25 protein-coding genes are annotated in these 25,195 nt (G+C 72.0%); 15 read left to right on the forward strand and 10 right to left on the reverse strand.

Annotated features, from left to right (window positions below; all coding sequences use genetic code 11):
* Nucleotides 1-17 precede the first annotated feature (17 nt).
* Together N864_RS07205 and N864_RS07210 are read right to left on the reverse strand one after the other, a co-directional pair.
* Nucleotides 18-1,292: an IS256 family transposase gene (locus tag N864_RS07205; RefSeq protein ID WP_169735959.1), complete on the reverse strand. Its 1,275-nt coding sequence runs from the start codon at nucleotides 1,290-1,292 to the stop codon at nucleotides 18-20.
* A 404-nt stretch (nucleotides 1,293-1,696) separates the two neighbouring features.
* On the reverse strand, nucleotides 1,697-2,482 hold the full coding sequence (locus N864_RS07210; RefSeq protein WP_051518304.1) for an enoyl-CoA hydratase/isomerase family protein: 786 nt from the start codon (nucleotides 2,480-2,482) through the stop codon (nucleotides 1,697-1,699).
* Nucleotides 2,483-2,573: 91 nt separating this feature from the next.
* Between N864_RS07210 and N864_RS07215 the strand changes: the two genes are divergently transcribed.
* The gene (locus tag N864_RS07215; protein ID WP_034715098.1) at nucleotides 2,574-2,879 is read left to right on the forward strand and encodes a hypothetical protein; all 306 of its coding nucleotides are present in this window, start codon (nucleotides 2,574-2,576) and stop codon (nucleotides 2,877-2,879) included.
* A 101-nt stretch (nucleotides 2,880-2,980) separates the two neighbouring features.
* Complete coding sequence (locus N864_RS07220; protein WP_051518305.1) at nucleotides 2,981-4,900, forward strand: ABC transporter ATP-binding protein; 1,920 nt, start codon at nucleotides 2,981-2,983, stop codon at nucleotides 4,898-4,900.
* Here N864_RS07220 and N864_RS07225 read toward each other — a convergent pair.
* Nucleotides 4,894-5,691, reverse strand: coding sequence for an SURF1 family cytochrome oxidase biogenesis protein (locus tag N864_RS07225; protein WP_034715100.1), 798 nt, complete (start codon nucleotides 5,689-5,691; stop codon nucleotides 4,894-4,896). The two genes, N864_RS07220 and N864_RS07225, sit on opposite strands and share 7 nt — an antisense overlap.
* 32 nt (nucleotides 5,692-5,723) lie before the next feature.
* Here N864_RS07225 and moaA point away from each other — a divergent pair, with 32 nt between their 5' ends.
* Complete coding sequence (gene moaA, locus N864_RS07230; RefSeq protein WP_051518306.1) at nucleotides 5,724-6,746, forward strand: GTP 3',8-cyclase MoaA; 1,023 nt, start codon at nucleotides 5,724-5,726, stop codon at nucleotides 6,744-6,746.
* A gap of 248 nt (nucleotides 6,747-6,994) precedes the next feature.
* On the opposite strand, the gene N864_RS07235 is transcribed toward moaA, so the two are convergent.
* Together N864_RS07235 and N864_RS07240 are read right to left on the reverse strand one after the other, a co-directional pair.
* Complete coding sequence (locus N864_RS07235) at nucleotides 6,995-7,195, reverse strand: hypothetical protein (RefSeq protein WP_051518308.1); 201 nt, start codon at nucleotides 7,193-7,195, stop codon at nucleotides 6,995-6,997.
* A 29-nt stretch (nucleotides 7,196-7,224) separates the two neighbouring features.
* A complete protein-coding gene (locus N864_RS07240) occupies nucleotides 7,225-7,518 on the reverse strand; it encodes a DUF3099 domain-containing protein (RefSeq protein ID WP_034715106.1) in 294 nt (97 codons plus the stop codon).
* Nucleotides 7,519-7,611: 93 nt separating this feature from the next.
* On the opposite strand from N864_RS07240, the gene fabG reads away from it, so the two are divergent.
* Entirely contained in the window at nucleotides 7,612-8,331 is a 720-nt protein-coding gene (gene fabG, locus N864_RS07245; RefSeq protein ID WP_034715108.1) for a beta-ketoacyl-ACP reductase, read from the forward strand.
* Between the two features lie 88 nt (nucleotides 8,332-8,419).
* Nucleotides 8,420-9,181: an enoyl-ACP reductase FabI gene (gene fabI / locus N864_RS07250; protein WP_034715111.1), complete on the forward strand. Its 762-nt coding sequence runs from the start codon at nucleotides 8,420-8,422 to the stop codon at nucleotides 9,179-9,181.
* 26 nt (nucleotides 9,182-9,207) lie between these two features.
* Here the strand turns inward: fabI and serB are convergent, their stop codons facing one another.
* Both serB and glgC read right to left on the reverse strand, forming a co-directional pair.
* A complete protein-coding gene (serB, locus tag N864_RS07255) occupies nucleotides 9,208-10,467 on the reverse strand; it encodes a phosphoserine phosphatase SerB (protein ID WP_034715113.1) in 1,260 nt (419 codons plus the stop codon).
* A gap of 63 nt (nucleotides 10,468-10,530) precedes the next feature.
* Complete coding sequence (gene glgC / locus N864_RS07260) at nucleotides 10,531-11,787, reverse strand: glucose-1-phosphate adenylyltransferase (RefSeq protein ID WP_034715117.1); 1,257 nt, start codon at nucleotides 11,785-11,787, stop codon at nucleotides 10,531-10,533.
* 86 nt (nucleotides 11,788-11,873) lie between these two features.
* Between glgC and glgA the strand changes: the two genes are divergently transcribed.
* Nucleotides 11,874-13,082 carry a glycogen synthase gene (gene glgA, locus N864_RS07265; protein WP_034715119.1) on the forward strand — a complete coding sequence of 403 codons (1,209 nt, stop codon included), beginning with the start codon at nucleotides 11,874-11,876 and terminating at the stop codon, nucleotides 13,080-13,082.
* A complete protein-coding gene (locus tag N864_RS07270) occupies nucleotides 13,079-13,702 on the forward strand; it encodes a DUF4126 domain-containing protein (RefSeq protein WP_034715122.1) in 624 nt (207 codons plus the stop codon). Before glgA ends, N864_RS07270 begins: the two co-directional genes overlap by 4 nt.
* On the opposite strand, the gene N864_RS07275 is transcribed toward N864_RS07270, so the two are convergent.
* Nucleotides 13,671-14,435, reverse strand: a complete 765-nt coding sequence (locus tag N864_RS07275; RefSeq protein WP_034715126.1) for a hypothetical protein — start codon at nucleotides 14,433-14,435, stop codon at nucleotides 13,671-13,673. The genes N864_RS07270 and N864_RS07275 overlap by 32 nt on opposite strands.
* Before the next feature lie 60 nt (nucleotides 14,436-14,495).
* Between N864_RS07275 and N864_RS07280 the strand changes: the two genes are divergently transcribed.
* From N864_RS07280 to N864_RS07315, 8 genes are all read left to right on the forward strand, one after another.
* Nucleotides 14,496-15,293, forward strand: a complete 798-nt coding sequence (locus N864_RS07280) for an ABC transporter ATP-binding protein (protein WP_034715127.1) — start codon at nucleotides 14,496-14,498, stop codon at nucleotides 15,291-15,293.
* Between the two features lie 93 nt (nucleotides 15,294-15,386).
* Nucleotides 15,387-15,833, forward strand: coding sequence for an NfeD family protein (locus N864_RS07285; protein WP_240474247.1), 447 nt, complete (start codon nucleotides 15,387-15,389; stop codon nucleotides 15,831-15,833).
* A 91-nt stretch (nucleotides 15,834-15,924) separates the two neighbouring features.
* Complete coding sequence (locus N864_RS07290) at nucleotides 15,925-17,154, forward strand: SPFH domain-containing protein (RefSeq protein ID WP_081793497.1); 1,230 nt, start codon at nucleotides 15,925-15,927, stop codon at nucleotides 17,152-17,154.
* A gap of 43 nt (nucleotides 17,155-17,197) precedes the next feature.
* A complete protein-coding gene (locus tag N864_RS07295; protein ID WP_034715130.1) occupies nucleotides 17,198-17,965 on the forward strand; it encodes a sulfite exporter TauE/SafE family protein in 768 nt (255 codons plus the stop codon).
* A gap of 72 nt (nucleotides 17,966-18,037) precedes the next feature.
* Entirely contained in the window at nucleotides 18,038-18,862 is an 825-nt protein-coding gene (locus N864_RS07300; RefSeq protein ID WP_034715132.1) for a TrmH family RNA methyltransferase, read from the forward strand.
* A gap of 86 nt (nucleotides 18,863-18,948) precedes the next feature.
* Nucleotides 18,949-21,396 (forward strand): glycosyltransferase, encoded by a 2,448-nt coding sequence (locus tag N864_RS07305; protein ID WP_051518307.1) that lies wholly within the window; start codon nucleotides 18,949-18,951, stop codon nucleotides 21,394-21,396.
* The gene (locus N864_RS07310) at nucleotides 21,393-22,289 is read left to right on the forward strand and encodes a DMT family transporter (RefSeq protein ID WP_034715133.1); all 897 of its coding nucleotides are present in this window, start codon (nucleotides 21,393-21,395) and stop codon (nucleotides 22,287-22,289) included. The genes N864_RS07305 and N864_RS07310 overlap by 4 nt, the downstream gene beginning before the upstream one ends.
* Nucleotides 22,286-23,038, forward strand: a complete 753-nt coding sequence (locus N864_RS07315; RefSeq protein ID WP_205620887.1) for an SDR family NAD(P)-dependent oxidoreductase — start codon at nucleotides 22,286-22,288, stop codon at nucleotides 23,036-23,038. The genes N864_RS07310 and N864_RS07315 overlap by 4 nt, the downstream gene beginning before the upstream one ends.
* Before the next feature lie 12 nt (nucleotides 23,039-23,050).
* On the opposite strand, the gene hpnH is transcribed toward N864_RS07315, so the two are convergent.
* Complete coding sequence (gene hpnH / locus N864_RS07320) at nucleotides 23,051-24,058, reverse strand: adenosyl-hopene transferase HpnH (protein ID WP_034715135.1); 1,008 nt, start codon at nucleotides 24,056-24,058, stop codon at nucleotides 23,051-23,053.
* A partial coding sequence (ispH, locus tag N864_RS07325; protein WP_034715158.1) for a 4-hydroxy-3-methylbut-2-enyl diphosphate reductase occupies nucleotides 24,055-25,195 on the reverse strand: 1,141 nt, incomplete at its 5' end. The genes ispH and hpnH, both read right to left, overlap by 4 nt.

Below are 25,195 nucleotides of genomic sequence, written 5' to 3' on the forward strand. Positions count from 1 at the left end.
TTCTGGCACTTGATTTCCTAGAGGTTCTCCGCCGCCGGCATGCGGTCGGCGAAGGTGACGGCGAACGCGTTCAGTGCCGGCTTCCACCGTGTGATCCATCGTGCCTGCCCGAGGCCCTTGGGGTCCAGCCCCCGGGTGACCAGGTAGAGACACTTGAGCGCGGCCTGCTCGGTCGGGAAGTGCCCACGAGCGCCCACGGCGCGCCTATAGCGAGCGTTAAGGCTCTCGATTGCGTTGGTAGAGAAGAGAACTCGCCTGATCTCGACGTCGTAGGCCAAGAATGGGGTGAACTCCTCCCACGCCGCCCGCCACAGCTTGGGAATGGCCGGGTAGGGCTTGCCCCACTTCTCCTCGAGCTCCTCGAACGCGGCCCAGGCCGCCTGGGCGGTGGGCGCCGTGTAGATCGCCTTCAGGTCCCGCGCGAGCTGGTCCCAGTACTTGCGGGAGGCGTAGCGCAGCGTGGCCCGGATCAGGTGGATCACGCACGCCTGCACGATCGCGGCCGGGAACACCGTGGTGACCGCATCCGGCAGGCCCTTGAGGCCATCGCAGACGACGAAGAACACGTCCCGCACGCCCCGGTTCTTCAGGTCCGTGAGGACGTTCATCCAGAACTTCGCCGACTCGCCGCCGACCTGCCCGGCCCACAGGCCGAGCACGTCCCGGTGCCCGGTCAGGTCGACCCCGATCGCGACGTAGAACGGCTGGTTGCCGACCTGCCCGTCACGGACCTTGACGTAGATCGCGTCGATGAAGATCGCCGCGTACACGCCCTGCAGCGGCCGCGATGACCAGGCCTGCATCTGCTCGACGACGGCGTCGGTGATCCGGCTGATGGTGTCCTTGCTGATGGACGCGCCGTACACCTCGGCGAAGTGCGCCGAGATCTCACCGGTCGTCAATCCTTTGGCGTACAACGAGATTGCGACCGCGTCGACGTCGTTCAGCCGCCGCTGCCGCTTCTTGACGATGACCGGGGCGAAGGTACCGGCCCGGTCCCGCGGCACCTCGATGGTCACCTCCCCGGCGGCGTCGGTCAGGACCGTCTTCGGGCGCGTGCCGTTGCGGATGTTGCCGCCGCCCTCGACCGGGCTGCCGTGCTTCTCGTGGCCCAGGTGCTCGGTCATCTCCTCTTCCAGAGCCGACTCGAGCACCGTCTTGGTGATCGACTTGAGCAGCCCGTCCGGGCCGGTCAGGTCCTCACCCCTGGCGCGGGCGGCCTTGACCAGCTCACGCACCGCAGCCCGCTCAGCCTCACCAGGCTTTGCGGCCTTCACCGCTTGCTTGGGCATGGAACTCATGCCCTTGGATACTGCCTCGGTCATCGGTGACCAGCCTTCCTCGCCGACCCTGTCGGCGTGTCGAGCCAGAAACACCGTTCAACGGACAGTCCCCGGAATCAGGCGTTATCGACCACATGCTGCGCCGGCTCGGATCTCGGTGGACCACCGCAGTGACCTGTTCGATATCGCCATGTCGCATACCCTGACATGCCGGGCTGCGAGCGGTCGACAGGCGGCGGTGTGGGGCACCCATAGTGGGAGGCGTGACGCCACCCCAGGTGGGCGGTGGGACTCCAGGGGGCGGGGGCTCACTCGACGGGGTGTCGGCGGTTAGGTGCGAGCGGGTGGCCGGTGAGCGGCATACGGAACACGTATGCCGTCCCAGCAGCGGTGGGACGGATGGGGCGAAGCGCTCACCCGACGGAGGAGGCGCGGGCCGCGGCCACCTGCCCGAGCAGGAGCGGCGCCTGCGCTGCCCGCTCCCGTGCGGCCTGCTCCTCGAGTGATGCCCCTGCCGCGCCGTGGAGGAGCGGTTTGAGCGCGCGGAGCGCCGCGTCCGGCGCGGAGAGGAGGCTGTCGACGAGGCGCCGGGTCGCCTCCTCGAGGCCGACGGAGGGTACGACGACGTTGGCCAGGCCCATGGCACCAGCCTCGGGCCCGGAGACGAAGCGGCCCGTCGCGCAGATCTCGAGGGCGCGGGCGTAGCCGACGGCGTCGACGAGCGGCTTCGTCCCGCCGAGGTCCGGGACGATGCCGTGGCTCGTCTCGCGCATCGCCAGTTGGGCGTCCTCCGCGACAACACGCAGGTCGGCCGCGAGGGCCAGCTGGAGGCCAGCGCCGATGGCGTAGCCGCGCACCTGGGCGACCACGACGGCGGAGACGGCCGACCAGCCGGTGAAGCCGCGCTGGAAGTTTGCGATGCCCTCCTCGATCGCGTCGGCGCCTGCCATTGCCAGCTGCGCGACGCTCTGTTCCCCGGGCAGGCCCTGCGGCGTGAAGAGGGCCGTGTCGATGCCCGCGGAGAAGGAGTCGCCGGCACCCTTGAGGACGACGACCCTGATGTCGGCCGGCAGCTCCTCGGCTTCCTCTGCGAGGGCAGCCCACAGCGAGGGCGTCTGGGCGTTGAGGCGCTCGGGGTTGTTGAGTGTGATCGTTCGGACTGGACCGTCCGTCTCGACGAGCAGGTGAGGGTGCGCCATGGGGGCAGGCTACCGGCGCGGGTGCGCCCGGCGTCACCTGCGTTGCGGGGCGCTCAGGGAGCGCGCATAGTCGAAGGAGGAGGCCGGGCAGATGGACACGGAACTGCAGGTGACGGGGCTTGGCGACCACGAGTTCCTCGTGGTGCTCGCGAAGGACGGGGAGCGAGTGGAGTCCGAGTTCTTCATCTATCCGGAGGTGCTCGAGGAACTCGGCCTCACCGGTGCGGACGAAGAGCAGGTGGCCCGATACACCGCGACGTTCCTCGCCGAGCGGCAGCCGGTCATCGATGTGCCGGCCATGGTCGACCTCGACGCGGTCGTGGCGAGCTACGGCGACTACGCCGACCACCTGCGGCAGGCCCTCGACGCCGACCAGCGCGGCGCGGCGCCCAGCTGACCCCTTGCTGGACCGGGCCGGTGCGCCGGCTCGCTCAGGCATGGGCGGGAATCGCCATGTGGTCGCCGCGGTTACAGAGGTGGACGACGAAAGGGGACCGAATGGCCGGCTCACCGTGGATGATGATGCGCTCGCTGTCGCGCGACCAGTCGGTCAAGGACGCGCACCTCGCGCCCGGGACGCGGCGCCGGGTGCTGGGCTACGCCAAGCCCTACCGCAACGCGATCATCGCCTTCCTCGGGGTGGTCGTCCTCGACGCGGTCCTCGTCGTCGCGGTGCCGCTCCTGCTCAAGGAGATCATCGACAAGGGCGTCATCCCGCACGACTCTTCCCTCGTGGTCCGGCTCGCCGTCGTCGTCGCGGCGATCGCGGTGCTCGATGCCGTCCTGACCGTCGTGTCGCGCTGGTACTCGGCGCGCATCGGTGAGGGCCTCATCAACGACCTCCGCGGAGAGGTGTTCGGGCACGTCCTGCGACAGCCGATCGCCTTCTTCACCCGCACCCAGACCGGCTCGCTCGTCTCCCGGCTCAACAACGACGTCATCGGCGCCCAGCAGGCCTTCACCTCGGTGCTGTCCAACGTCGTGAGCAACCTCGTCTCGGTCGTGCTCGTCGTCGGCGCGATGATCGCGCTGTCCTGGCAGCTCACCCTCGGTGCGCTGCTGCTCGTGCCCCTCTTCCTGCTGCCCGCCAAGTACATGGGCCGCCGCCTCGCGAGCCTCTCGCACCGGCAGATGGGCCTCAACGCCGACATGGGCACGCGGATGACGGAACGCTTCAACGTCGCCGGCGCGCTGCTCGTGCGGCTCTTCGGCGACCCGGCGCGCGAGCAGGCGGAGTACTCGGAGCGCGCCGGCAAGGTGCGCGACATCGGGGTGGAGATCGCCCTGAACCGGTCCTTCTTCATGGCCGGGATGACGTTCATCGCGGCACTCGCCACCGCGATGGTCTACGGGTTCGGGGGCCTGATGGCCGTCGGGGGCACCCTTACGGTCGGTACGCTGCTCGCCCTCGCCGCGCTCCTCGCCCGCCTCTACGGCCCGCTGACCTCGCTGTCGAACGTGCGCGTCGACATCATGACGGCACTCATCTCCTTCGAGCGCGTCTTCGAGGTGCTCGACCTGCAGCCGCTCGTCGCGGAGCGTCCCGGCGCCCGGACGCTGCCGAGCGGGCCCCTAGGGGTCGAGCTCGACGACGTCACCTTCCGCTACCCGTCGGCCGACGAGGTCTCGCTCGCCTCCCTCGAGTCGATCTCGACGGGGGACCGGCGCGCCGGCGGGACGGTCCTGCACGACGTCTCGCTCACCGTCGAGCCGGGACAGCTCGTGGCGCTCGTCGGCCCGTCGGGTGCGGGCAAGACGACCCTCACCTCGCTCGTCGCCCGCCTCTACGACCCCACGTCCGGCAGCGTCCGGATCGGCGGGATCGACCTGCGCGACGTCACCATGGCGTCCCTGCGGGACCGCATCGGCGTGGTGACCCAGGAGGCGCACCTCTTCCACGACACCATCCGCGCGAACCTGCTCTACGCCCGGCCCGACGCGACGCCGGGGCAGGTGCGGGAGGCGCTCGAGGCGGCCCAGATCGCCCACCTCGTCGACGACCTGCCCGAGGGCCTCGACACCGTCGTCGGTGACCGCGGCCACCGGCTGAGCGGCGGTGAGAAGCAGCGGCTCGCCATCGCCCGGCTGCTGCTCAAGGCGCCCGACATCGTCGTGCTCGACGAGGCGACGGCGCACCTCGACTCCGAGTCGGAGCGGGCGGTGCAGCGGGCCCTCGACGCCGCCCTGCGCGGCCGCACCTCGCTCGTCATCGCGCACCGGCTCTCCACGATCCGGCAGGCCGACCGGATCGTCGTCGTGGACGACGGCCGGGTCGTCGAGACCGGCCGGCACGAGGCGCTGCTCGGGCTCGGCGGCCTCTACGCCCACCTGCACGCGACGCAGTTCGGTGGGTCGCGCAACGGGCGGGAGCATGCCGCCCTGGACGGGACCACTACCGAGCCGCTCGCGGCTCAGTAGTCCTCCTCGTCCCAGATCCGGACCTTCTTCGGCTTGACGGCGACCGGAGCCGCCTCGCCCTCCTCGGTGCGGGCAAGCAGCTCCCGGCGCATCGCCCAGACGACGAACACGAGGCCCGCAGGCATGGTGATCCACCACTGGATCGCGTAGGCCTGGTGCGGCCCCAGGTCCTGGGTCGGCCGGGGGAGCGGGGCGACCCGATGGCCGGAGTCCGTGGTCGGCGGCGTCTGGGAGCCGAGGACGAGGTAGACGTCCGAGGCCCCCACAGCCGGTCGCTGGGCGCGAGCGTCGGCGATGTTGATGCTCGCGAGCTGGCCCGACGGCAGCTCGCGGCCGAGCGACGGCTCTCCCGTGCGCAGCCAACCGGTGACCTGGACCGGTCCGGTGGGCGGCGGGTCGACGGGGGGTGCCGCTGCTGCGGTCTCCGCGTTGGGCACCCAGCCGCGGTCGACGAGGATCGTGCCGGCGTCCATCGTGAACGGCGTCAGCACCTCGAACCCGGGGACGGTGTCGAGCGTGCGGTTGCGGACGAGCAGGTCGGCGTGAGCGGCATACGTGCCTGTCGTGGTGACCCGGGTCCACTGGCGCTCGGGGGTCAGGCCACGATCGAGCAGGGTGGGCGTGAGCGGAACCGGTGCCGCGTCGTAGTTCGTCGCGATGGCAGTGGCCTTGGTCTGCTTGTCGACGTAGCGACCCCACTGCCAGCGGCCGAGGGCGAAGCACGCCATCCCGAACACGATGGCGATGAGGGTGCCGACCAGCCAACGGCGGGTCAACCACAGGCGAAGCACCCCTCGACGGTACCCGGCATAGAGTGGGCCGCATGACCCGCCCGCCCCTGCCGCTCAACCGCCCGCCCGGTCTCGTCGACCAGTTCGGCCGGGTGGCCCGGGACCTCCGCGTCTCCGTGACGGACCGCTGCAACCTGCGCTGCACCTACTGCATGCCCGCAGAGGGCCTGCCGTGGATGCCGAAGGCCGAGATGCTGACGGACGAGGAGATGCTGCGGGTCATCGGGGTCTTCGTGCGCGACGGCGTCACGCAGGTGCGCCTCACCGGTGGCGAGCCCCTCCTGCGGCGCTCGATCGTGCAGCTCGTCGCCGGCATAGCGGCGCTCGAGCCGCGTCCCCGCATCGCGATGACGACCAACGGCGTCGGCCTTGCCCGGGTGGCCCAGGGCCTCGCGGACGCGGGCCTCGACCGGGTCAACGTCAGCCTCGACACGATCGACGCCGAGACGTTCACGCAGCTGACCCGACGCGACCGGCTCAGCGACGTCGAGGCCGGGCTCAAGGCGGCCGCCGACGCGGGCCTCACCCCGGTCAAGGTCAACGCGGTCGCCATGCGCGGCATCAACGACGAGACGGTCGCGGACGTGCTCGACTGGTGCCTGGACCGCGGTTACGAGCTGCGCTTCATCGAGCAGATGCCGCTGGATGCCCAGCATGCCTGGGACCGCCGCGACATGATCACCGCCGACGAGATCCGGGCCCGGCTGTCCGAGCGGCACACCCTCACACCGCTGCCCGCCGAGGCGCGAGGCAGCGCGCCGGCGGAGCGGTTCCTCGTCGACGGTGGCCCGGCGACGGTCGGCATCATCGCCAGCGTGACGGCGCCCTTCTGCGCCGCCTGCGACCGGACCCGCCTCACGGCAGACGGCCAGGTGCGCAACTGCCTGTTCTCCCGCACCGAGACCGACCTCCGCACACCGCTGCGCGACGGCGCCACGGATGACGAGCTGCTCGACCTCATCAGGGGCGAGATGTGGCGCAAGCGCCGGGGCCACGGCATCGGCGACCCGGACTTCGTGCAGCCGGACCGCCCGATGAGCGCCATTGGTGGTTGAGCCAAGGCGTGAGGACACGAGCGAGGAACGAGCGAGGCCCGGAGCGCCGATTCGGCTCAACCGCCAAAGAGAACTTGGTGGTTGAGCCCGCTTGCGCGACGACGGGGTGAGGACACGACCGAGCGCCAGCGAGGGAGGCCCGGAGCCCCGAGGAGAGCGAGCCGACGGCACGCGTGAGGACCCGGGGGAGCACCGCATTGATAGGCGCTCTCGATGGTGGGATCGTGCTCTCGATCGGTGAGGAGGGGTCAGCCGTCGGCGGCGGTGAGCTCCCCGACGGGGATCACCTCGATGAGGAAGCCGCGCAGCCCCACGAAGTCGGCGAGCGACTGGCGGTGCGCGTCGCAGGCGAGCCACACCTTGCGGCGGTCGGCCGTGTGCAGCTTGGGGTTGTTCCAGACGACGGCCTGCTGGGCGGGCTCGCGGCAGCCCTTGGCGCTGCAGACCATCTGGTCCGGCCGGGCCCCCTGACCGTCCGTCACTGCTCCAGCCGTTTCGTCCGGTCGGGCTCCGGGGACACGGGGGTGATCCGGCCGACCTCTCGGGGCCGGACGGCGTTCGCGACGACGACGGCGAAGTAGGGCAGCGCGACGGCCCCGATGATCGCGACCCACCGCAGCCAGCCAGTCGTGATGAAGACGACGCCGAAGCAGACGATGCGCAACCCCATCATCGTGAGGTACCGCTTCACCCGTGCCGACTGGTCGTCCGTGCTCGAGGTCTGGGCCGAGGTCACGGTGTGGACGACCGGTGGCTCCTTCGAATGTCCCACCCATCAACCATAAGCCTCGGCGGATCACGCATACCGGCCGGTAGTCCGTTAGCGTTCCCGCAGCGGCATCACCGAGCGGGATTGGGAGACAGGGTGGCATCGACAGCGCAGCGCAACGTCCTCGTGACCGGGGGCAACCGGGGGATCGGCCTGGCCATCGCCCGTGCCTTCGCCGCGGGCGGCGACAACGTCGTCATCACGAACCGCTCCGGTGAGGCTCCCGAGGGGCTCCGCGCGGTCCGGTGCGAGGTCACGGACAGCGCCTCCGTCGACCAGGCCTTCACGGACGCCGAGGAGCTGCTCGGCGGCCCCGTCGAGGTGCTCGTCGCCAACGCGGGCATCACCCGCGACACCCTCCTGATGCGAATGAGCGACGAGGACTTCGACACCGTCCTCGACACGAACCTCGCCGGCGCCTTCCGCTGCGCCCGCCGCGCGGCCACCGGCATGATCCGCCGCCGGCACGGGCGGATCATCTTCATCTCGAGCGTCGTCGGCCTCTACGGCTCGCCCGGCCAGACGAACTACGCCGCCTCCAAGTCGGGTCTGGTCGGCCTCGCCCGCTCGATCACCCGCGAGCTCGGGGGCCGGGGCATCACGGCGAACGTCGTCGCGCCCGGCTTCATCGAGACCGACATGACCGCGGCCCTGCCCGAGGCCCAGCAGAAGGCCTACCTGGCCAGCATCCCGGCCGGTCGCTTCGGCCGCACGGAGGAGGTGGCCGACGTGGTCCGCTACCTCGCGAGCGACGCCGCCGCCTACGTCAGTGGCGCGGTCATCCCCGTCGACGGGGGACTCGGCATGGGGCACTGAGCCGGCTCAGCGGCATACGACCCATGTCGTATGCCGCTCACCCCGCACGCGCTTGCAGCGCACCTTCCGCACGGAGAAAGTGACAGGCATGGGAATCCTCGAAGGCAAGAAGCTCCTCGTGACGGGCGTCCTCATGGACAGCTCCATCGCGTTCCACGTCGCGAAGATCGCGCAGGAGGAAGGCGCCGAGGTCGTCCTGACGTCGTTCGGGCGGACGATGAAGATCACGCAGACGATCGCCAAGCGGCTGCCGAGCACGCCCGAGGTGCTCGAGCTGGACGTCAGCGACCAGGGCCACCTCGACTCCCTCGCCGAACGGCTCGGCCAGCAGGTCGACCGGCTCGACGGGGTGCTCCACTCGATCGGCTTCGCGCCCCCGGGCGCGTTCAACTTCCTCGAGGGCACGTGGGAGGACGTCTCGACGGCCCTGCACGTGTCGGCCTACAGCCTCAAGTCGCTGGCGGCCGCGGCGCTGCCGGTGATGGGGCACGGCGGCAGCATCGTGGGGCTGACGTTCGACGCGCAGTTCGCCTGGCCGGTCTACGACTGGATGGGCGTCGCGAAGGCGGCGTTCGAGTCGACGAACCGCTACCTCGCGCGCGACCTCGGGCCCAAGGGCATCCGGTGCAACCTCGTCTCCGCCGGGCCGATCCGCACCACGGCCGCCAAGTCGATCCCCGGCTTCGAGCAGTTCGAGCAGACGTGGCATGACCGGGCGCCGCTCGGCTGGGACATCCGCGACGCGGTGCCGGCGGCGCGTGCGTGTGCCGCACTGCTGTCCGACTGGTTCCCGGCGACGACGGGCGAGATCGTCCACGTCGACGGCGGCGTGCACGCGATGGGCCAGTAGGCCCGACCGGCCGTGGGCGCCGGCGCTCAGCGCTGCCGGGTGAGCCGCACCTCGGGAGCCGACGTCGGGGCGCCGTCCATCGCGTCTGCCTCCTCGATCTCCTCGCGGGAGATGCCGAGCAGGAACAGGACCGAGTCGAGGTAGGGCACGTTCACCGACGTGTGGGCCTGCTCCCGGACGAGCGGCTTGGCGTTGAAGGCGACGCCGAGGCCGGCGGTGGCCAGCATGTCGAGGTCGTTCGCACCGTCGCCGATCGCGACGGTCCGGCTCAGGGGCAGCCCCTCGAGGTCGGCGAACTCCCGCAGGGCCCGAGCCTTGCCGGCCCGGTCGACGACCTCGCCGAGGACCCGTCCGGTCAGGACACCGTCGACGATCTCGAGGCGGTTCGCGCGGGCGTGGTGGATGCCGAGCTCCGCGGCGAGGCCGCCGACGATCTCGATGAAGCCGCCGGACACGAGGCCCACGGTGAAGCCGAGCCGGCGCAGGGTGCGGACGAGTGTGCGGGCGCCGGGGGTCAGGGCGATGTCGCGCCGCACCTCCTCGAGGACCGATGCCGGTAGGCCCGCGAGGGTCGCGACCCGGGCGCGGAGCGACTGCTCGAAGTCGAGCTCGCCGGCCATCGCGCGCGCGGTGACCTCGGCGACCTCTGCCTCGCGGCCGCAGTGGGCCGCGAGCATCTCGATGACCTCCTGCTGGATGAGCGTCGAGTCGACGTCCAGGACGACGAGCCGCCGCCCCAGCCGGGCCAGACCACCCGGGGCGACGGCGATGTCGATGCCCTCGGCGGTCGCGACGAGGGCGAGCTCGGTGCGCAGGACGTCAACCTCGGCACCCGACACGGCGAACTCGACCGTCGTGACCGGATAGCGGGACAACCGGCGGATCCGGTCGATGTTGGCGCCGTGCTCGGCGATCTGCTGGGTCACGAGGGACACGGCCCGGGCCTGGAGCGGTGCACCGAGGACGACGACTGCGGCTCGGCCGTGGTGCGGGCGGGCATTGTCGCCGGTGCCCTCCGTGACGGTCAGGGTCAGGCCCAGCCGGTGCGCGGCCACCGCCGCGACGTCCCGGAGACGCTCGACGAGGTCCTGCCCGTCCGTGGTCACGCCCGGCCGGTGGGGCGCGAGCAGCAGGGTGAGGGTGAGGTGGTCGTGGACGACGACCTGCTGGATGTCGAGCACCTCGGCGCCGACCTCGGCGACCGCGCTGAGCAGGCCGCCCGTCACGCCGGGACGGTCCGGGCCGGTCACGGTGATGCTGAGGGTCGGCTCGTTCGCGTCGCTCACGCAGCCAATCTAGCCAGCCGCCCCCGGCTGCCCGCGACCGCTTCCGCGATGCGGCCGTGGTCGTCAGGGCGTGACGACCTGGCCCTTGCCGATGACGACGACACCCGAGTCGGTGACCGTGAAGCCGCGCTCCCGGTCGTGGTCGTGGTCGAGGCCGATCTGCGCACCCTCCGGGATGACGGCGTTCTTGTCGATGATGGCCCGGCGGATCTGTGCGTGCCGGCCCACCACGACGTTGTCGAGCAGGACCGAGCCCTGCACGCTCGAGTACGAGTGGAGCCGGACGAGTGGGGAGAGCACCGAGGCGTAGACGTGCGCGCCGGAGACGACGACGCCGGGGGAGACCGCCGAGTTGAGGGCGTCCCCGATGCGGTCACCGCTGCCGTGGACGAACTTGGCCGGGGGCCACGGGGTGTGCTGGGTGTAGATCGGCCACTCGTAGTTGTAGAGGTTGAAGATCGGGTGGATCGAGACGAGGTCCATGTGCGCCTCGTAGTAGGAGTCAAGGGTCCCGACGTCGCGCCAGTAGCCTCGGTCGCGCTCGGTGGCGCCCGGCACGTCGTTGTCCTTGAAGTCGTAGACGCCCGCGTCGCCCCGCGCGACGAAGGCGGGGACGATGTCGCCACCCATGTCGTGCTTGCTGCCCTCGAGGTCGTGGTCGCGGATCACGGCCTCCTCGAGGGCCTCGGCGGTGAAGACGTAGTTGCCCATGGAGGCGAGGACCTCGCCGGGGCTGTCGGGCAGGCCCTGCGGGTGCTCCGGCTTCTCCAGGAAGGCCGCGATCCGGGTGCGGTCCGCCTGGTCCACCTCGATGACACCGAACTGGTTGGCCAGCGAGATCGGCTGCCGGATGGCCGCGACCGTCACCCCGCGACCCGACTCGATGTGCTGCTCGACCATCTGGCTGAAGTCCATCCGGTAGACGTGGTCGGCCCCCACCACGACGATGTAGTCGGGCCGCGCGTCGTGGACGAGGTTGAGGCTCTGGTAGATCGCGTCGGCGCTGCCGAGATACCACGTCTTGCCGACCCGCTGCTGGGCCGGGACGGTCGTGACGTAGTTGCCGAGCAGCGTCGACATGCGCCACGTCTTCGTCACGTGCGTGTCGAGGCTGTGCGACTTGTACTGCGTCAGCACGACGACCTGCAGGTAGCCGGAGTTGACGACGTTGGACAGGGCGAAGTCGATGAGCCGGTAGATCCCGCCGAACGGGACCGCCGGCTTGGCGCGGTCGGCGGTGAGCGGCATGAGCCGCTTGCCCTCACCTCCGGCGAGGACGATGGCGAGGACCTTCGCGGACGACGGGCTTCGGCGTGCCATGCACACACACTAGGGCCCCGGCTTTCCCTCGGGGCGCGACGCGTCCAAGCCCGGCGCGAAGGGGGACGCGCGGATACGCTCGGTCCGTGCGCGTCGACATTCTCAGCAAGGAGTACCCGCCGGCCATCTACGGCGGAGCCGGCGTGCACGTCGCCGAGCTGGTCCGGGCACTGCGGTCCCGCGGTGACCTGGACGTCCGGGTGCGCTGCTTCGGTGGCCCGCGGGACGAAGCCGGCACGACCGCCTACCCGGACCTGCCCGAGCTGGTCGACGCGAACGGCGCCGTGCAGACCCTCGGGGTGGACCTGACGATGGCCGGGGACTGCGTCGGTGCCGACGTCGTCCACTCGCACACGTGGTACGCGAACTTCGGCGGCCACCTCGCCTCACTCCTCGGCGGCATCCCCCACGTCGTGACCGCACACTCCCTTGAGCCGATGCGGCCGTGGAAGGCCGAGCAGCTCGGCGGCGGCTACCGGGTGTCCTCCTTCGTCGAGCGCACCGCGTACGAGTCGGCCGCTGCGGTCATCGCGGTCAGTGCCGGTATGCGCACCGACATCCTCCGCAGCTATCCCAGCCTGGACCCCCAGCGGCTGCACATCGTGCACAACGGGATCGACTCCGGGTTGTGGGCGCCGGACCGCTCGCCGGCCGCGCGCGCCCTGGTGGCGCAGCGGGGCATCGACCCGGACGCACGGACCGTCGTCTTCGTCGGTCGGATCACCCGGCAGAAGGGCCTGCCCTACCTGTTGCGGGCCGTCCGCGACCTGGACCCGGACGTGCAGCTGGTGTTCTGCGCCGGGGCCCCCGACACCCCCGAGATCAAGGCCGAGGTCGAGGGGCTCATCGACGAGCTGCGCGTGAGCCGCTCCGGGGTGCACTGGATCAGCGACATGCTGCCTCGCGCCGAGGTCGTCGCCCTGCTCAGCCACGGCACGGTGTTCGCCTGCCCCTCGGTCTACGAGCCGTTGGGCATCGTCAACCTCGAGGCGATGGCGTGCGAGCTGCCGGTCGTGGCCACGGCCACCGGCGGGATCCCGGAGGTCGTCGTCGACGGCGAGACGGGCTGGCTGGTGCCGATCGAGCAGGTCCAGGACGGCACGGGCACCCCCGTGGACCCCGACGCCTTCGTGGCGGACCTCGCAGCCGCACTCGCCGAGGCGGTCTCGGACCCCGCCCGGGCGCGGGAGCTGGGGACAGCGGGTCGCACGCGGGCCGTCGAGGCGTTCTCGTGGACCGCCGTCGCGGAGCGGACCCTCGAGGTCTACCGCTCCGTGGCCGGGTCGTCGGCATGATCGCCGCCCTGACCGGGATGGGGCTGTCGGCCGCAGCCGGCCTCAACGCCTACATCCCGTTCCTCGTCGTCGCGCTCCTCGCACGGTTCACGGACGTCCTGACGCTGCCGGCCGGGTTCGCGTGGATCGAGAGCTGGTGGGCGATCGGCATCGGCGCCATGCTCCTGCTCGCCGAGGTCGTCCTCGACAAGGTGCCGGCCGTCGACACCGTCAACGACGCGATCCAGAGCTTCATCCGGCCCAGCATGGGCGGGCTCGTGTTCGCCGCGACGTCGGCGGCCGACCAGCTCGACCGGTCCGCGTGGATGGCGGACCACCCCTGGGTCGGCGTCGTCCTCGGCGTCGTCGTGTCCGGCCTCGTCCACACCGGCAAGACCGCGGCCCGGCCCGTCGTCAACGTCGGCACCCTGGGGATCGGGGGCCCGGTCGTGTCGACCGTCGAGGACGGTGCGTCGGTCGGGCTGAGCCTGATCGCGATCTTCCTGCCGGTGCTCGTCGTCGTGGCACTCCTCCTGCTCGCTTGGGGCCTGTGGCGCACGTGGCGAGCGGTGCGCCGGCTGCGGGAGCGCCGGCCGACGCAGGCGCGTCTCAGGCGGGGCGCCACCCCGCCAGCGCCATGACGGCCACGTTGGTCGCCTGAGCCAGCGCCGCGTCCGCATCGGCGCTGAGCGAGCGGAGCAGCTGCTCGCGTCGGGCGCTCGTCGTCGCGTCGGCGCCGTGCGCCCCCAGGCCCGTCAGTGACCGGGCCCGCTCGGCCAGCTGCCCGACGGTGGCCGCGACGGCCATGACATGCAGCGCCTTCGGGGCGACCTGCTCGGGCAGGCCCCACAGGGTGTGGTGCAGCCCGCTCTCTGCCTCTGCCCGGGCCTGCCGGTCCCAGGGGTGGCCGCCGGCCGCCTCGAACTGCTCGGTCTTCATGCGCATGTCCTCGAGCAGTCGGCGCTCCGTCTCGCGCAGGTCGAGCATCTCCAGCCGGTGCCGGGGCGCCGGCTCGGCGTCATACACCGTCCAGTCCATGCGCAGGCCGGTGTCGCCCAGGGGACCGAACTCGGACTGGGTGGGCACGAGGATCCCGCCGACCCCCGCCACGTGGACACACTCGCCGGCCTCCGCGGCATGCCCGGCGACGGCCGGGGTGCAGCGTGGGAGGCCGGTCAGGTCGCCCGGCCGGGGGAGCGCCACGAACAGGGCCCGCTCCCCGACGTCGCCCCAGGCCCGCAGGGTCGGCTCCAGGCCGGTCACGTGGTCGACACCGGGGAAGGACCGCGCCACCGCCGCCGCCACGGAAAGGCGACCCGTCCACGCCAGCGTCGTCCACAGTGCGAGGCGGACGGACGCGGGCAGCTCGGGCACCTCGTCATCGTATGGTGTGCCGCCGGGCCGCCCCGGTGGCCGTGTCATAGGGTCGCTGTCATGAGCGATGTCCTCGCCTTCGCCGATGTCACGGTCCGTCGCGGCGCCGCGACCCTGCTGGACGGGATCGACTGGGAGGTCGAGGAGGGCGAGCGGTGGGTGGTCCTGGGGCCCAACGGCGCGGGCAAGACGACCCTGCTGGCGATCGCTGCCGCCCGCATGCACCCGACGAGCGGCGTTGCCGGCGTCCTCGGCGAGGTCCTCGGCGCCGTCGACGTCTTCGAGCTGCGTCCACGGATCGGTCTGGCGAGCGCGTCGATGGCGGAGCGGATCCCGGCCGCGGAGATCGTGGGCAACGTCGTCGTCACGGCGTCCTACGGGATCGTCGGCCGGTGGCGTGAGCACTACGACGACGTCGACTACGCCCGGGCCATGACCTTGTTGCACTCCCTCGGGGCGGACCACCTCGCCGACCGCCGCTACGGGACGCTGAGCGAGGGGGAGCGCAAGCGGGTGCAGATCGCCCGGGCCCTCATGACCGACCCGGAGCTCATGCTGCTCGACGAGCCCGCTGCCGGGCTCGACCTCGGCGGCCGGGAGGACCTCGTGCAGCGGCTCGGGGAGCTCGCGTCCGACACCGAGGCGCCGGCCCTCGTCCTGGTGACCCACCACGTCGAGGAGATTCCGCCCGGGTTCACCGACGTGCTGATGCTCCGTGAGGGGCGCGCCGTGGCGGCCGGCCCGCTCGAGCTCACCCTCACCGAGGAGAACCTGTCCGCAACGTTCGGCCTGCCGCTCGAGCTGGAGCGCCGGGGCGACCGCTGGGCCGCGCGCCGCCGGGTCGGCGCGCGGGTGTGAGGGCCACGCCGAGGTCGCCGGTGCCCGGAGGGAACTGAGGCAGAATCAGAGACGTCACAGCGACGAGGCACACAACACAAGGATGGGTGAACCGTGTTCGAGGGGCATGGCTGGATGGTCTGGCTCGGCGTCGCCCTGGCGCTCGTCGCCATCGAGGCCGTGACCGTCGACTTCACCTTCCTGATGCTGGCCGGCGGCGCGATCGGCGGCTCGGTGGCGGCGGCGTTCGGTGCGCCGTTCGCCGTCCAGGCCGTCGTCGGCGCACTCGTGGCGGTGGTCCTCCTCGCGACCGTCCGACCCTGGCTGAAGGGCCGCTTCACCATCGAGCAGCACCAGAAGATGGGGGCCGAGGCCAACATCGGGCGCTCCGCCTACGTGCTCGACCGGGTGACCCAGTCGGGGGGACGGGTCAAGCTCGCCGGGGAGACCTGGAGCGCCCGCACCCTCGGCTCGAGCATCGAGCCGGGCGAGGAGGTCGTCGTCGAGTCCATCGACGGGGCGACCGCGATCGTCAGCCGGGCGCAGATCGGCGGTGCCTGATCACACCGACAGCCGCGAACCGACTGGTTCGCTGTGACAGACGGCGCGCCCCGGCCCGGGTGCCGCGCCTACGACAGGGAAGGGCAGGATCGTGGACCCAGTTCTGATCATCGCGTTGCTCGTCATCGTGGTGGCGCTCATCATCGTGCTGCGCACCGTGCGGATCGTGCCGCAGCAGACCGCCCAGATCGTCGAACGCCTCGGCAGCTTCAACAAGACGCTCACGGCGGGGATCCACTTCCTCGTGCCGTTCGTGGACAAGGTGCGCGCCAACATCGACCTGCGTGAGCAGGTCGTCAGCTTCCCGCCGCAGCCGGTCATCACCTCGGACAACCTCGTCGTCAGCATCGACACGGTCATCTACTACTCCGTCATCGACGCCAAGGCCGCGGTCTACGAGATCGCCAACTTCATCCAGGGCATCGAGCAGCTCACGGTCACGACCCTGCGCAACGTCATCGGCTCCCTCGACCTCGAGCAGACCCTGACCAGCCGGGACCAGATCAACGGCCAGCTCCGGGGCGTCCTCGACGAGGCCACCGGCAAGTGGGGCATCCGCGTCAACCGGGTCGAGCTGAAGGCCATCGACCCGCCCGCCTCGGTGCAGGACTCCATGGAGAAGCAGATGCGGGCCGAGCGGGACCGGCGCGCGGCGATCCTCACCGCCGAGGGCGTCAAGCAGTCGGCCATCCTCACCGCCGAGGGCGAGAAGCAGAGCCAGATCCTGCGTGCCGAGGGCTCGGCCCAGGCCCGGATCCTCGAGGCACAGGGCCAGTCCCGGGCCATCCAGCAGGTCTTCTCGGCCATCCACCGCGGCAAGCCGACCCAGAAGCTGCTCGCCTACCAGTACCTCCAGGTGCTGCCGCAGATCGCGCGGGGCGACAGCAACAAGATGTGGATCATCCCGTCCGAGCTGACCGATGCCCTGCGCGGCATCGGCGGCGCCCTCGGAGCCACCGGCCAGCAGACCGGGGCCTCCGACGAGGAGGACTGGGTCGACGCCGGGGTCCCCGACGACGACACGTTCGCCGAGACGATCCTCGAAGACCCGGCCAAGGCCCTCGCCGAGGCCCGCGGCCAGGCGGCGCAGGCCAGTGCCGAGTCGACGGAGCACGCCTCGCCGGTGAGCCGGCAGCAGCCCCCGATCACGGCGCCGGCCGACCAGGTGCCGCCACGGCCGAGCGCCCCGGCTCCCTCGCTGACGGGCGACCCGGCGGTCCCGAACGGTCCGGCGGTCACGGATGCTCCGGAGCTCGCCGCCCCGCCGGCCCTGGCCGACCCGCCGGGGCCGCCCACGGATGGGAACGACACGACGCGCTGAGACGGCAGACGCACACCCGGTCACCCGGCACTAGGGTGACCGGGTGTCCTTCTGGTCCGCCATTGCCGTCGCCCTTGCCGGGACCGGGGCCGGCATCATCAACACGATCGTCGGCTCGGGCACCCTCATCACGTTTCCCACGCTGCTCTTCTTCGGCGTCAACCCGCTCGTCGCCAACGTCTCCAACAGCCTCGGCCTCGTCGCCGGTGGGGTGACCGGCTCGTGGGGGTATCGGCACGAGCTGACCGGACAGGCACCGACGCTGCGCCGGCTCATGCCGCTCTCCTTCGTCGGGGCGGTCGCCGGGGCAGCGCTGCTGCTCGTGCTGCCGCCCGCCGCCTTCAAGACCATCGTCCCGGTCCTGATCCTGCTCGGCATCGTCCTCGTCGTGCTCGGGCCGCGCATCCAGGGGCTGGTGCGGCCGCACGACGACGCTGCCCAGCCGCGCTGGCACGCCCCCCTCATGGGGCTGGGCGTTCTCGTCGCGGGCATGTACGGCGGGTACTTCGGCGCCGCCCAGGGCGTGCTGCTCATGGGCATCTTCAGCGTCCTGTCGAGCGAGCCGCTCCAGCGCCTCAACGGCTACAAGAACGTCCTGTCCCTCATCGTCAACTTCGTGGCCGCCGTCGTCTTCGTCCTCTTCGCCCGCGACCACATCGACTGGCTCGTGGCCGCATTGATCGCCGCCGGGGCGTTCGTCGGGGGCATCATCGGGGCCCGCGTGGGCCGACGGATCCCGCCGAACCTGCTCCGCGCGATCATCGTGCTGATCGGCGTGGTCGCCATCGTCAAGCTGGTCTGGTTCCCCTGACGAGGGCCTCTCGCACCACCGGTTGGACGGGTGGCCACGGAGCCGCGGACCCGGGCAACTAGCCTGAGGGCCGTGCCCGTCCGCGTCACCGACCCGACCGACCCCCGGCTGACCGACTACGTCGCCCTCACCGATGTCGCCCTGCGACGCCGGACCGAGCCCGAGCGGGGTCTCTACATCGCCGAGAGCGAGAAGGTCATCCGTCGCGCCCTTCGGGCCGGCCACCAGCCGCGGTCCTTCCTCATGGCCGAGCGCTGGCTCACCGACCTCGCCGACGTCGTGGCCGCGGCCGAGCGACAGGGGCTCCCCGTCTACGTCGGGGAGCACGACATCATCGAGCAGCTGACCGGCTTCCACCTGCACCGGGGAGCGCTCGCCGCCATGCAGCGCCCGGTCCTGCCGCAGGTCGCGGACCTCCTCCGGTCGGCCCGCCGGGTCGCCGTCCTCGAGGACATCGTCGACCACACGAATGTCGGGGCGATCTTCCGCAGCGCTGCCGCGCTGGCAATCGACGCCGTCCTCGTCACCCCGCGCTGTGCCGATCCTCTCTACCGCCGGTCGATCCGCGTCTCGATGGGCACGGTCTTCCAGGTGCCGTGGACCAGGATCGACCCGTGGCCCGACGGTGTCGGCGCCCTGCAGCGCGCCGGCTTCACGGTCGCCGCCCTGGCGCTCGCCACTGACTCGGTCTCGCTCGACGAGCTGGAGCGACGACCACCGGAGCGGCTCGCGCTCGTCCTGGGCACGGAGGGCGACGGGCTCTCGCCTCGCACCGTGGCGGCCGCCGACGTGACGCTGCGGATTCCCATGGCCGGAGGCGTCGACTCGCTCAACGTCGCGGCCGCGTCGGCCGTCGCCTTCTGGGCGCTGCGGGTGCCGCCCGCGGTGCACACCTGAGCCGACTGCGGCCCAACGCCGGTTCGAGGGGAGGCAGCACGCGGGCGTTACCCTGAGAAGGACGTCGGCACGAGGCGGTGTAGGCGATGGTCCTGACGGTCGCACCCGGGTATGGCGGCCCCCAGCGGCTGCTCGTCGTGTCCGCTGACATGGGCGGCGGCCACGAGGCGACCGCCGCCGCCCTGGAGCAGGCAGCGACCGCGGTGTGGCCCGGCGTCGAGATCGAGCGGCTGGACACCCTCGACGTCATGGGCCCGGGCGTCGGGCGGCTCTTCCGGCGGATCTACGTCGGGAACGTCGAGCACACGCCGTGGCTCTACGAGTTCTTCTACGCCCAGCTGTGGCGGCACGCGTGGTTCGCGCGCGCGTCGAAGCGCTTCACGGGCAGCTGGAGCGGCCGCCGCCTCGTCGAGCGGATCGACCGCTTCGACCCCGACCTGGTCGTCTCGACCTATCCGCTGGCCAGCTCCGGGCTCGCCTGGCTGCACGCGCACCGAGGCTTGGACCGGCCGACGGCCGCCTACGTCTCCGACATCGCCCCGCATCCCTTCTGGATCCACGGCGCCCTCGGCCTCAACTACGTCGTCCACGCGGCCGCCCTGCCACATGCCCGGGCCTGCGACCCGGACGCGGTCGTCGACGTGTGTGCCCTGCCCGTGCAACGGGACTTCCACCCCGGTCCGCGGCGGGCGGCGCGGCAGTCGCTGGGCCTGGCGGCCGACGCCCTCGTCGCAGTGGTGTCCTGTGGGGCCTACGCGTTCGGTGACGTCGTCCGGACCGTGCGCACGCTGCTCGACGCCTCGGAGCGGGTCCAGGTGGTGGCGGCCTGTGGTCGCAACGAGGACACCAGGGCCCGGCTGCAGGCCCTCGGGCTGCCGGAGCGGCGCCTGCGCGCCATCGGCTGGACCGACCAGATGCCAGCCTTGGTCAGGGCCGCCGACCTCGTGCTCAGCAACGCCGGTGGCGCCATCGCGCTGGAGGCCATCGCCTCCGGCCGACCCCTCGTGATGTTCCGTCCCATCGCGGCGCACGGCGAGGCCAACGCCGACCTGCTCGTCGTGAGCGGTCTCGCGGAGCTGTGTGCCGACGAGGACCAGCTCACCGCCTACGTCCACAGCGTGCTCCGGGACCCGGGTGCGCTGCGGGAGGTGGCCGAGCGCGCCCACCAGGTGGCCAGCCGGGGCACCACGGAGGAGAGCCTGCGGCAGGTTGCCACCTCCACGCCACGCACGGGGGGTGGTCGCAGATGGCGCGTGCGGCCATCCGACGCGTTCTTCCTCCACGCGGACCGGCCGCTGCGCGTCCAGGAGGTCGGCGCGGTCCTCGAGCTCGACCCCGTCGCCGGCGGGCGGCTGACCCTCGCAGACGCCCAGCGCACCGTCGGACCGCGGGTGCACGGCCTGCCGATCCTGCGCCGGCGGCTCGTCGACGACGGACGGCTCGGGTGGGACCTGTCGGGGACGGCCGATCTCGCCACCCACGTCACGGCGGCCGAGGCGGAGCACGGCATGGACGCCGCCCTCGACGACTACTGGTCCGAGCCCCTGCCTCCCGACGGGTTCCCCTGGGCCGTCCGCCTGCTGCAGGCGCCGACGGAGGGGCGCACGGTCTTCGCCGTCAAGACCCACCACATCCTCGGCGACGGCATCTCCCTGCTCGGCCTGCTCGACCGCCTGCTCGACCCCGCGCCCGACGACCCCCTCGACGAACGCCGCCCGGCACCCGGGACAGGGGCGAGCGTGAGCGGGCGAAGCGGCATACGCAACGGGGTGCGGCAGGGACGCCTCGTCGTGGCCGGGCTGGCGAGCCTGGCCACGAGCAGCCTCGGCAGCTGGACGCACCTCGACTGCGAGCAGACGGCGCGCCGGCTCATCGCGACCGCGCCCGTCGAGGAGGCCCGGGTCCGGGCCGTCGCGGCGGCCACGGGGTGTCGCGCCCACGAGGTCGTCATCGCCGTCGTCGCCCACGCTCTCGCCGACCTGCTGGGCTCGGCCGGCCTCGTCGACGGCAGTCGGCCGCTGCGGGCGATGGTGCCCGTGGCCCGGCGCGCGCCCCGCCTCGACCGCGTCTTCGGCAACTGGACCGCCGCCGTGACCGTGGACCTGCCCGTCGGGGCGATGGGGTTCCGGCAGCGGCTCGAGCGGGTCACGGCGCAGCTGCGCGCCCGGGCCGCGCGGGGCGAGCCGCAGGCCGCGCACGTCGTCATGCAGCTGCTCGGGCACCTGCCGGCCCCGGCCCGCACCGTGACGGCCCGGACGATCTACACCCGGCGGTTCTTCTCGACGATCGTGTCGTACATGCCCGCTGCCCGGGGCGACCGCTGGTTCGCAGGGGCACAGGTGCGGTCCATCTGCCCCGTCGTGCCGCTCGCCGAGGGCGTGCCCGTCACCGCTGGGGCGGTCGTGTCGAGCGGGGTCGTCGGGCTGGCCCTCGTGCTCGACGCAGCACTCGTCGCGCGCGATGTCGACCGCCCTGCGGCCACCGAGGCGGTGCTCCGCGCCGTGCGCGCGGCAGAGGACGAGGTGCTCCGGTGAGCACGGACTGGGTGATCGGGGCACCGGCCGCCGTCGCCGCGGCCGCCAGCTTCGGGGGCGCCAGCCTGCTGCAGCACCAGGCCGCGCACGAGGTGCCCGAGCGGGTCCCGCTGCGGCTCGGCCTGCTCGTCGAGCTGATCCAGATCCGCGGCTTCCGCTACGGGGTGATCTGCGCGGCCCTCGGCTTCGGGCTGCAGATCCTCGCCCTGCACGCCGCTCCGCTCGCGGTCGTGCAGCCGATCCTCGTGACCGGAGTGCTCTTCTACCTCCTCTGGGCCACGGTGTTCTTCGACCGGCCCGTCGACCCCATGCTCGTGCTCGGCGCGGTGCTCGCACTGGCGGGCCTCAGTGGGTTCCTCCTCGTCGCGTCGCCCAGCGCCGGCTCGTCGAACATCAGCGGGGTGGCGGTGATCCCGCTCGGCATCGGGCTGGCCCTCGTCGTCGTGATCTGCCTGTCCATCGCGGCGCGGGCACGCCACGAGAACCGGGCCATCCCGCTCGCGATCGCGACCGCGGTGTTCTACGGCGTCACGGCCGGGCTGATCCGCTCCCTCGTCACGGCGCCCATCGACAGCGTCGGTGGCGTCTTCACCGCCTGGCAGCTCTACGCGATCGTGGCCATCGGCCCGATCGGGTTCCTGCTCAACCAGAACGCGTTCCAGGAGGGCGTGGTCGGGTCGGTCGCCGTCGGCATCATCACCGTCGGCGACCCGATCGTGTCGATCGGGCTCGGCGTCGCCTGGTTCGACGACCGGCTCACGACGGGTGCCGGAGCCATCACCGGTGAGGTCCTGCTCCTGATCCTCATGGCCGGCGGCATCGTCATGCTGACGCATCGGGCCAACCTCATGGCGGGGGCGATCAAGGAGAGCCTCGAGCGGGAGACGTCGTGACCCGGCTGACCGGGACCCGGTCGGTCGTCACCGGCGGGTCCTCGGGAATCGGGCTGGCGACCGCGCGGGCCCTTGCGCGGGCCGGCTCCCGGGTCGACGTCGTGGGCCGGGACCCGGAGCGGCTCCGGGCGGCGGCCGCCGACACCGGGGGAGAGGCACTGCAGGTCGACCTCACCGCTGCGGCGCAGCGCGCGGGGCTGGCCGAGCGGTTGGCGGCCCGGCCCCCCGACATCCTCGTGCACAACGCCGGCCGTGGCCTCGTCGCCGACGCCACGGCCGCCGACACCGGGCAGGGCCTCACCGCACTCCTCGAGACCAACGTGCGAGCACCCGTCGAGCTGACCACCGCGGTCCTGCCGGCGATGCTGGCCCGCGGCCGCGGGCACCTCGTCTTCGTAGGGTCCATCGCGGGAGTCCTCGGCGTGGCCCACGAGTCGGCCTACGCCGCCAGCAAGGCGGCCCTCATGACGTATGCCGCTGGGCTGGCCGCCGAGGTCCGCTCCCGGGGGGTCGTGGTGACGGTCGTCGTCCCGGGGGTCGTCGACACGCCGTTCTTCGAGCGCCGGGGTGCGCCGTACGACCGGGTGTTCCCTCGTCCGGTGCCGCCCGCCCTCGTCGCCGAGCGGCTCGTGGAGGCGGTGCTGCACGACCGTGCCACGGTGGTCGTGCCACGCTGGCTGCACCTGCCGATCGCCCTGCGGGCGCTCGCCCCGGGGCTCTACCTGAGGCTGGCCACCCGCTTCGGCTGAGCAGTCCCGGCCTCAGCCACGCATCGCGCGCAGCGACTGCTTGAGCGAGCCCATCGTGGCCAGGACCGCGGTCGGCTCGTAGCCGCAGTGGGCCATGCAGTTCGCGCAGCGTGGGTCGCGGCCCCGGCCGTAGGTGTCCCAGTCCGTCGTCTCGATGAGCTCACGGTAGGTCTTCGTGTAGCCGTCGCTCATCAGGTAGCAGGGGCGCTGCCAGCCGTAGAGCGAGTAGCTGGGGATGCCCCAGGCCGTGCATGGGAAGTCGACCTTGCCCTCGAGGAAGTCGAGGAAGAGCGGGGTGTGGTTGAGCCGCCACTTCTTCCGGTTCCCACCGGAGAACACCTTGCGGAACAGCTCGTGGGTCTCCTGCACCCCGAGGAAGTGCTCCTGGTCCGGTGCCTTCTCGTAGGCGTAGGCCGGCGAGATCATCATCTGGTCGACCCGGAGGTCGTCGTTGAGGAAGTTGAGCACGTCGATGACCGACTGTGGGCTGTCGGTCGTGAAGAAGGTGCTGTTGGACGTGACCCGGAAGCCGCGGTCCTTGAGCCACCGGACCGCCTCGACCGCCTCGTCGAAGACGCCGTCCTGCTGGACCGAGGCGTCGTGCCGTTCGCGCAGGCCGTCGATGTGCACCGTGAAGGCGAAGTAGGGCGATGGCCGGAAGTCGAACCGGTCCCACCACTTCCGGACGAGGAGCGCATTGGTGCACAGGTAGACGAACTTCTTGCGCGCGACCAGCTCGTTCGCGAGCCGGTCGATCTCCGGGTGCATGAGCGGCTCGCCGCCGGCGATGGACACCATGGGGGCGCCGCACTCCTCCATGGCCTCGAGCGCCTGCTCGACCGGCATCCGGCGGCGCAGCTCGTCGGCCGGGTGCTGGATCTTGCCGCAGCCGGCGCACTTGAGGTTGCAGGCGAAGAGGGGCTCCAGCTCGACGAGGAGCGGGAACTTCTCCCGCCCCCGCAGGCGCTGGGCCGCCAGGTAGCTGGCGATCCTGATGCTCTGCCGCACTGGCATCGTCATGACGATCGAACCTCCTTGGGCACGGCGAAGTGGATGTTCTCGTCGACGAGCCGTGCCTCCGTCACCGCGACGGGGCCGAGGCCCCCGATCGCGGTGACGATCTCGTCGACGAGCTCCTGGGGTGCTGAGGCGCCGGCCGTCAGCCCGACGGTCGTCACGTCGGCGAGCCACCCCAGGTCGAGGTCGCCGACGTCGTCGAGCAGGTGGGCGGGCAGGCCGAGCCGTTGCGCCGTCTCCACCAGCCGCCTCGAGTTCGAGGAGTTCTCCGAGCCGACGACGAGGACGAGCTCGGCGTCCCGGCTCACCTCGCGCAGGGCCAGCTGCCGGTTGGTGGTGGCGTAGCAGATGTCGTCGGAGGGCGGCGCCTGCAGCTGGGGGAAGCGCGCGTGCAGGACGTCGACGATGCCGTCGACCTCATCGGCGGCGAGCGTCGTCTGGACGAGGTAACGCACCCGGCCCGGGTCCGGCACCTCGACGCGGGCCGCCTCGGCCGCGTCCTGGACGAGCCGGGTCGAGTCGGGCCGCTCACCCATCGTCCCGATCGCCTCCTCGTGGTCCCGGTGCCCGATGAGGATCACGGTGTCCCCGTCGTCGGCGAAGCGGCGCGCCTCGGCGTGCACCTTGGCCACGAGGGGGCACGTCGCGTCGATGACGTCGAGCCCACGTCGCCGCGCCTCGGCGCGGACGTCGGGGGCGACGCCGTGGGCGGAGAAGACGACCGTCGCACCGCTCGGCACGTCGGCCAGCTCGTCGACGAACACCGCGCCGCGCGCTTCGAGGCGTCGCACGACGTGGCTGTTGTGCACGATCTGCCGGCGCACGTAGACGGGAGCGCCGCGTTGGTCGAGCGCCCGGTCGACGACCTCGATGGCGCGCACCACGCCGGCGCAGAAGGACCGGGGCGCGGCGAGCAGGACCCTGCGCGGGCGCACGGCGCCGCCCCACGCGGCGAGTGCCTCGGTCAGCTGCGGCAGGGTGCGCAGGGCGGCCCGGACGTGGCGTAGCGTGCGTGGGCGCAGGAGGGGCTCGCCGGCGGGGTCCGCGACGACGCGGACGACCGCCCCGGCGGCACCCTGGGCCGGTCGCAGGAGCCAGACGGACTCCATGTCGGCTGCCAGGACCCCGCTGGACGCGAGG

The sequence above is a fragment of the Intrasporangium chromatireducens Q5-1 genome, assembly GCF_000576575.1.
GTDB classification, from domain to species: Bacteria; Actinomycetota; Actinomycetes; order Actinomycetales; family Dermatophilaceae; genus Intrasporangium_A; species Intrasporangium_A chromatireducens.

Excerpts from the sequence above, each read along its gene's own strand:
- N864_RS07205 (WP_169735959.1), bottom strand. The coding sequence starts at position 1,292 with ATGCCCAAGCAAGCGGTGAAGGCCGCAAAGCCTGGTGAGGCTGAGCGG.
- N864_RS07210 (WP_051518304.1), bottom strand. The coding sequence starts at position 2,482 with ATGGCGCACCCTCACCTGCTCGTCGAGACGGACGGTCCAGTCCGAACG.
- N864_RS07215 (WP_034715098.1), top strand. The coding sequence starts at position 2,574 with ATGGACACGGAACTGCAGGTGACGGGGCTTGGCGACCACGAGTTCCTC.
- N864_RS07220 (WP_051518305.1), top strand. The coding sequence starts at position 2,981 with ATGGCCGGCTCACCGTGGATGATGATGCGCTCGCTGTCGCGCGACCAG.
- moaA (WP_051518306.1), top strand. The coding sequence starts at position 5,724 with ATGACCCGCCCGCCCCTGCCGCTCAACCGCCCGCCCGGTCTCGTCGAC.
- N864_RS07235 (WP_051518308.1), bottom strand. The coding sequence starts at position 7,195 with ATGGTCTGCAGCGCCAAGGGCTGCCGCGAGCCCGCCCAGCAGGCCGTC.
- fabI (WP_034715111.1), top strand. The coding sequence starts at position 8,420 with ATGGGAATCCTCGAAGGCAAGAAGCTCCTCGTGACGGGCGTCCTCATG.
- glgC (WP_034715117.1), bottom strand. The coding sequence starts at position 11,787 with ATGGCACGCCGAAGCCCGTCGTCCGCGAAGGTCCTCGCCATCGTCCTC.
- N864_RS07270 (WP_034715122.1), top strand. The coding sequence starts at position 13,079 with ATGATCGCCGCCCTGACCGGGATGGGGCTGTCGGCCGCAGCCGGCCTC.
- N864_RS07280 (WP_034715127.1), top strand. The coding sequence starts at position 14,496 with ATGAGCGATGTCCTCGCCTTCGCCGATGTCACGGTCCGTCGCGGCGCC.
- N864_RS07305 (WP_051518307.1), top strand. The coding sequence starts at position 18,949 with ATGGTCCTGACGGTCGCACCCGGGTATGGCGGCCCCCAGCGGCTGCTC.
- hpnH (WP_034715135.1), bottom strand. The coding sequence starts at position 24,058 with ATGACGATGCCAGTGCGGCAGAGCATCAGGATCGCCAGCTACCTGGCG.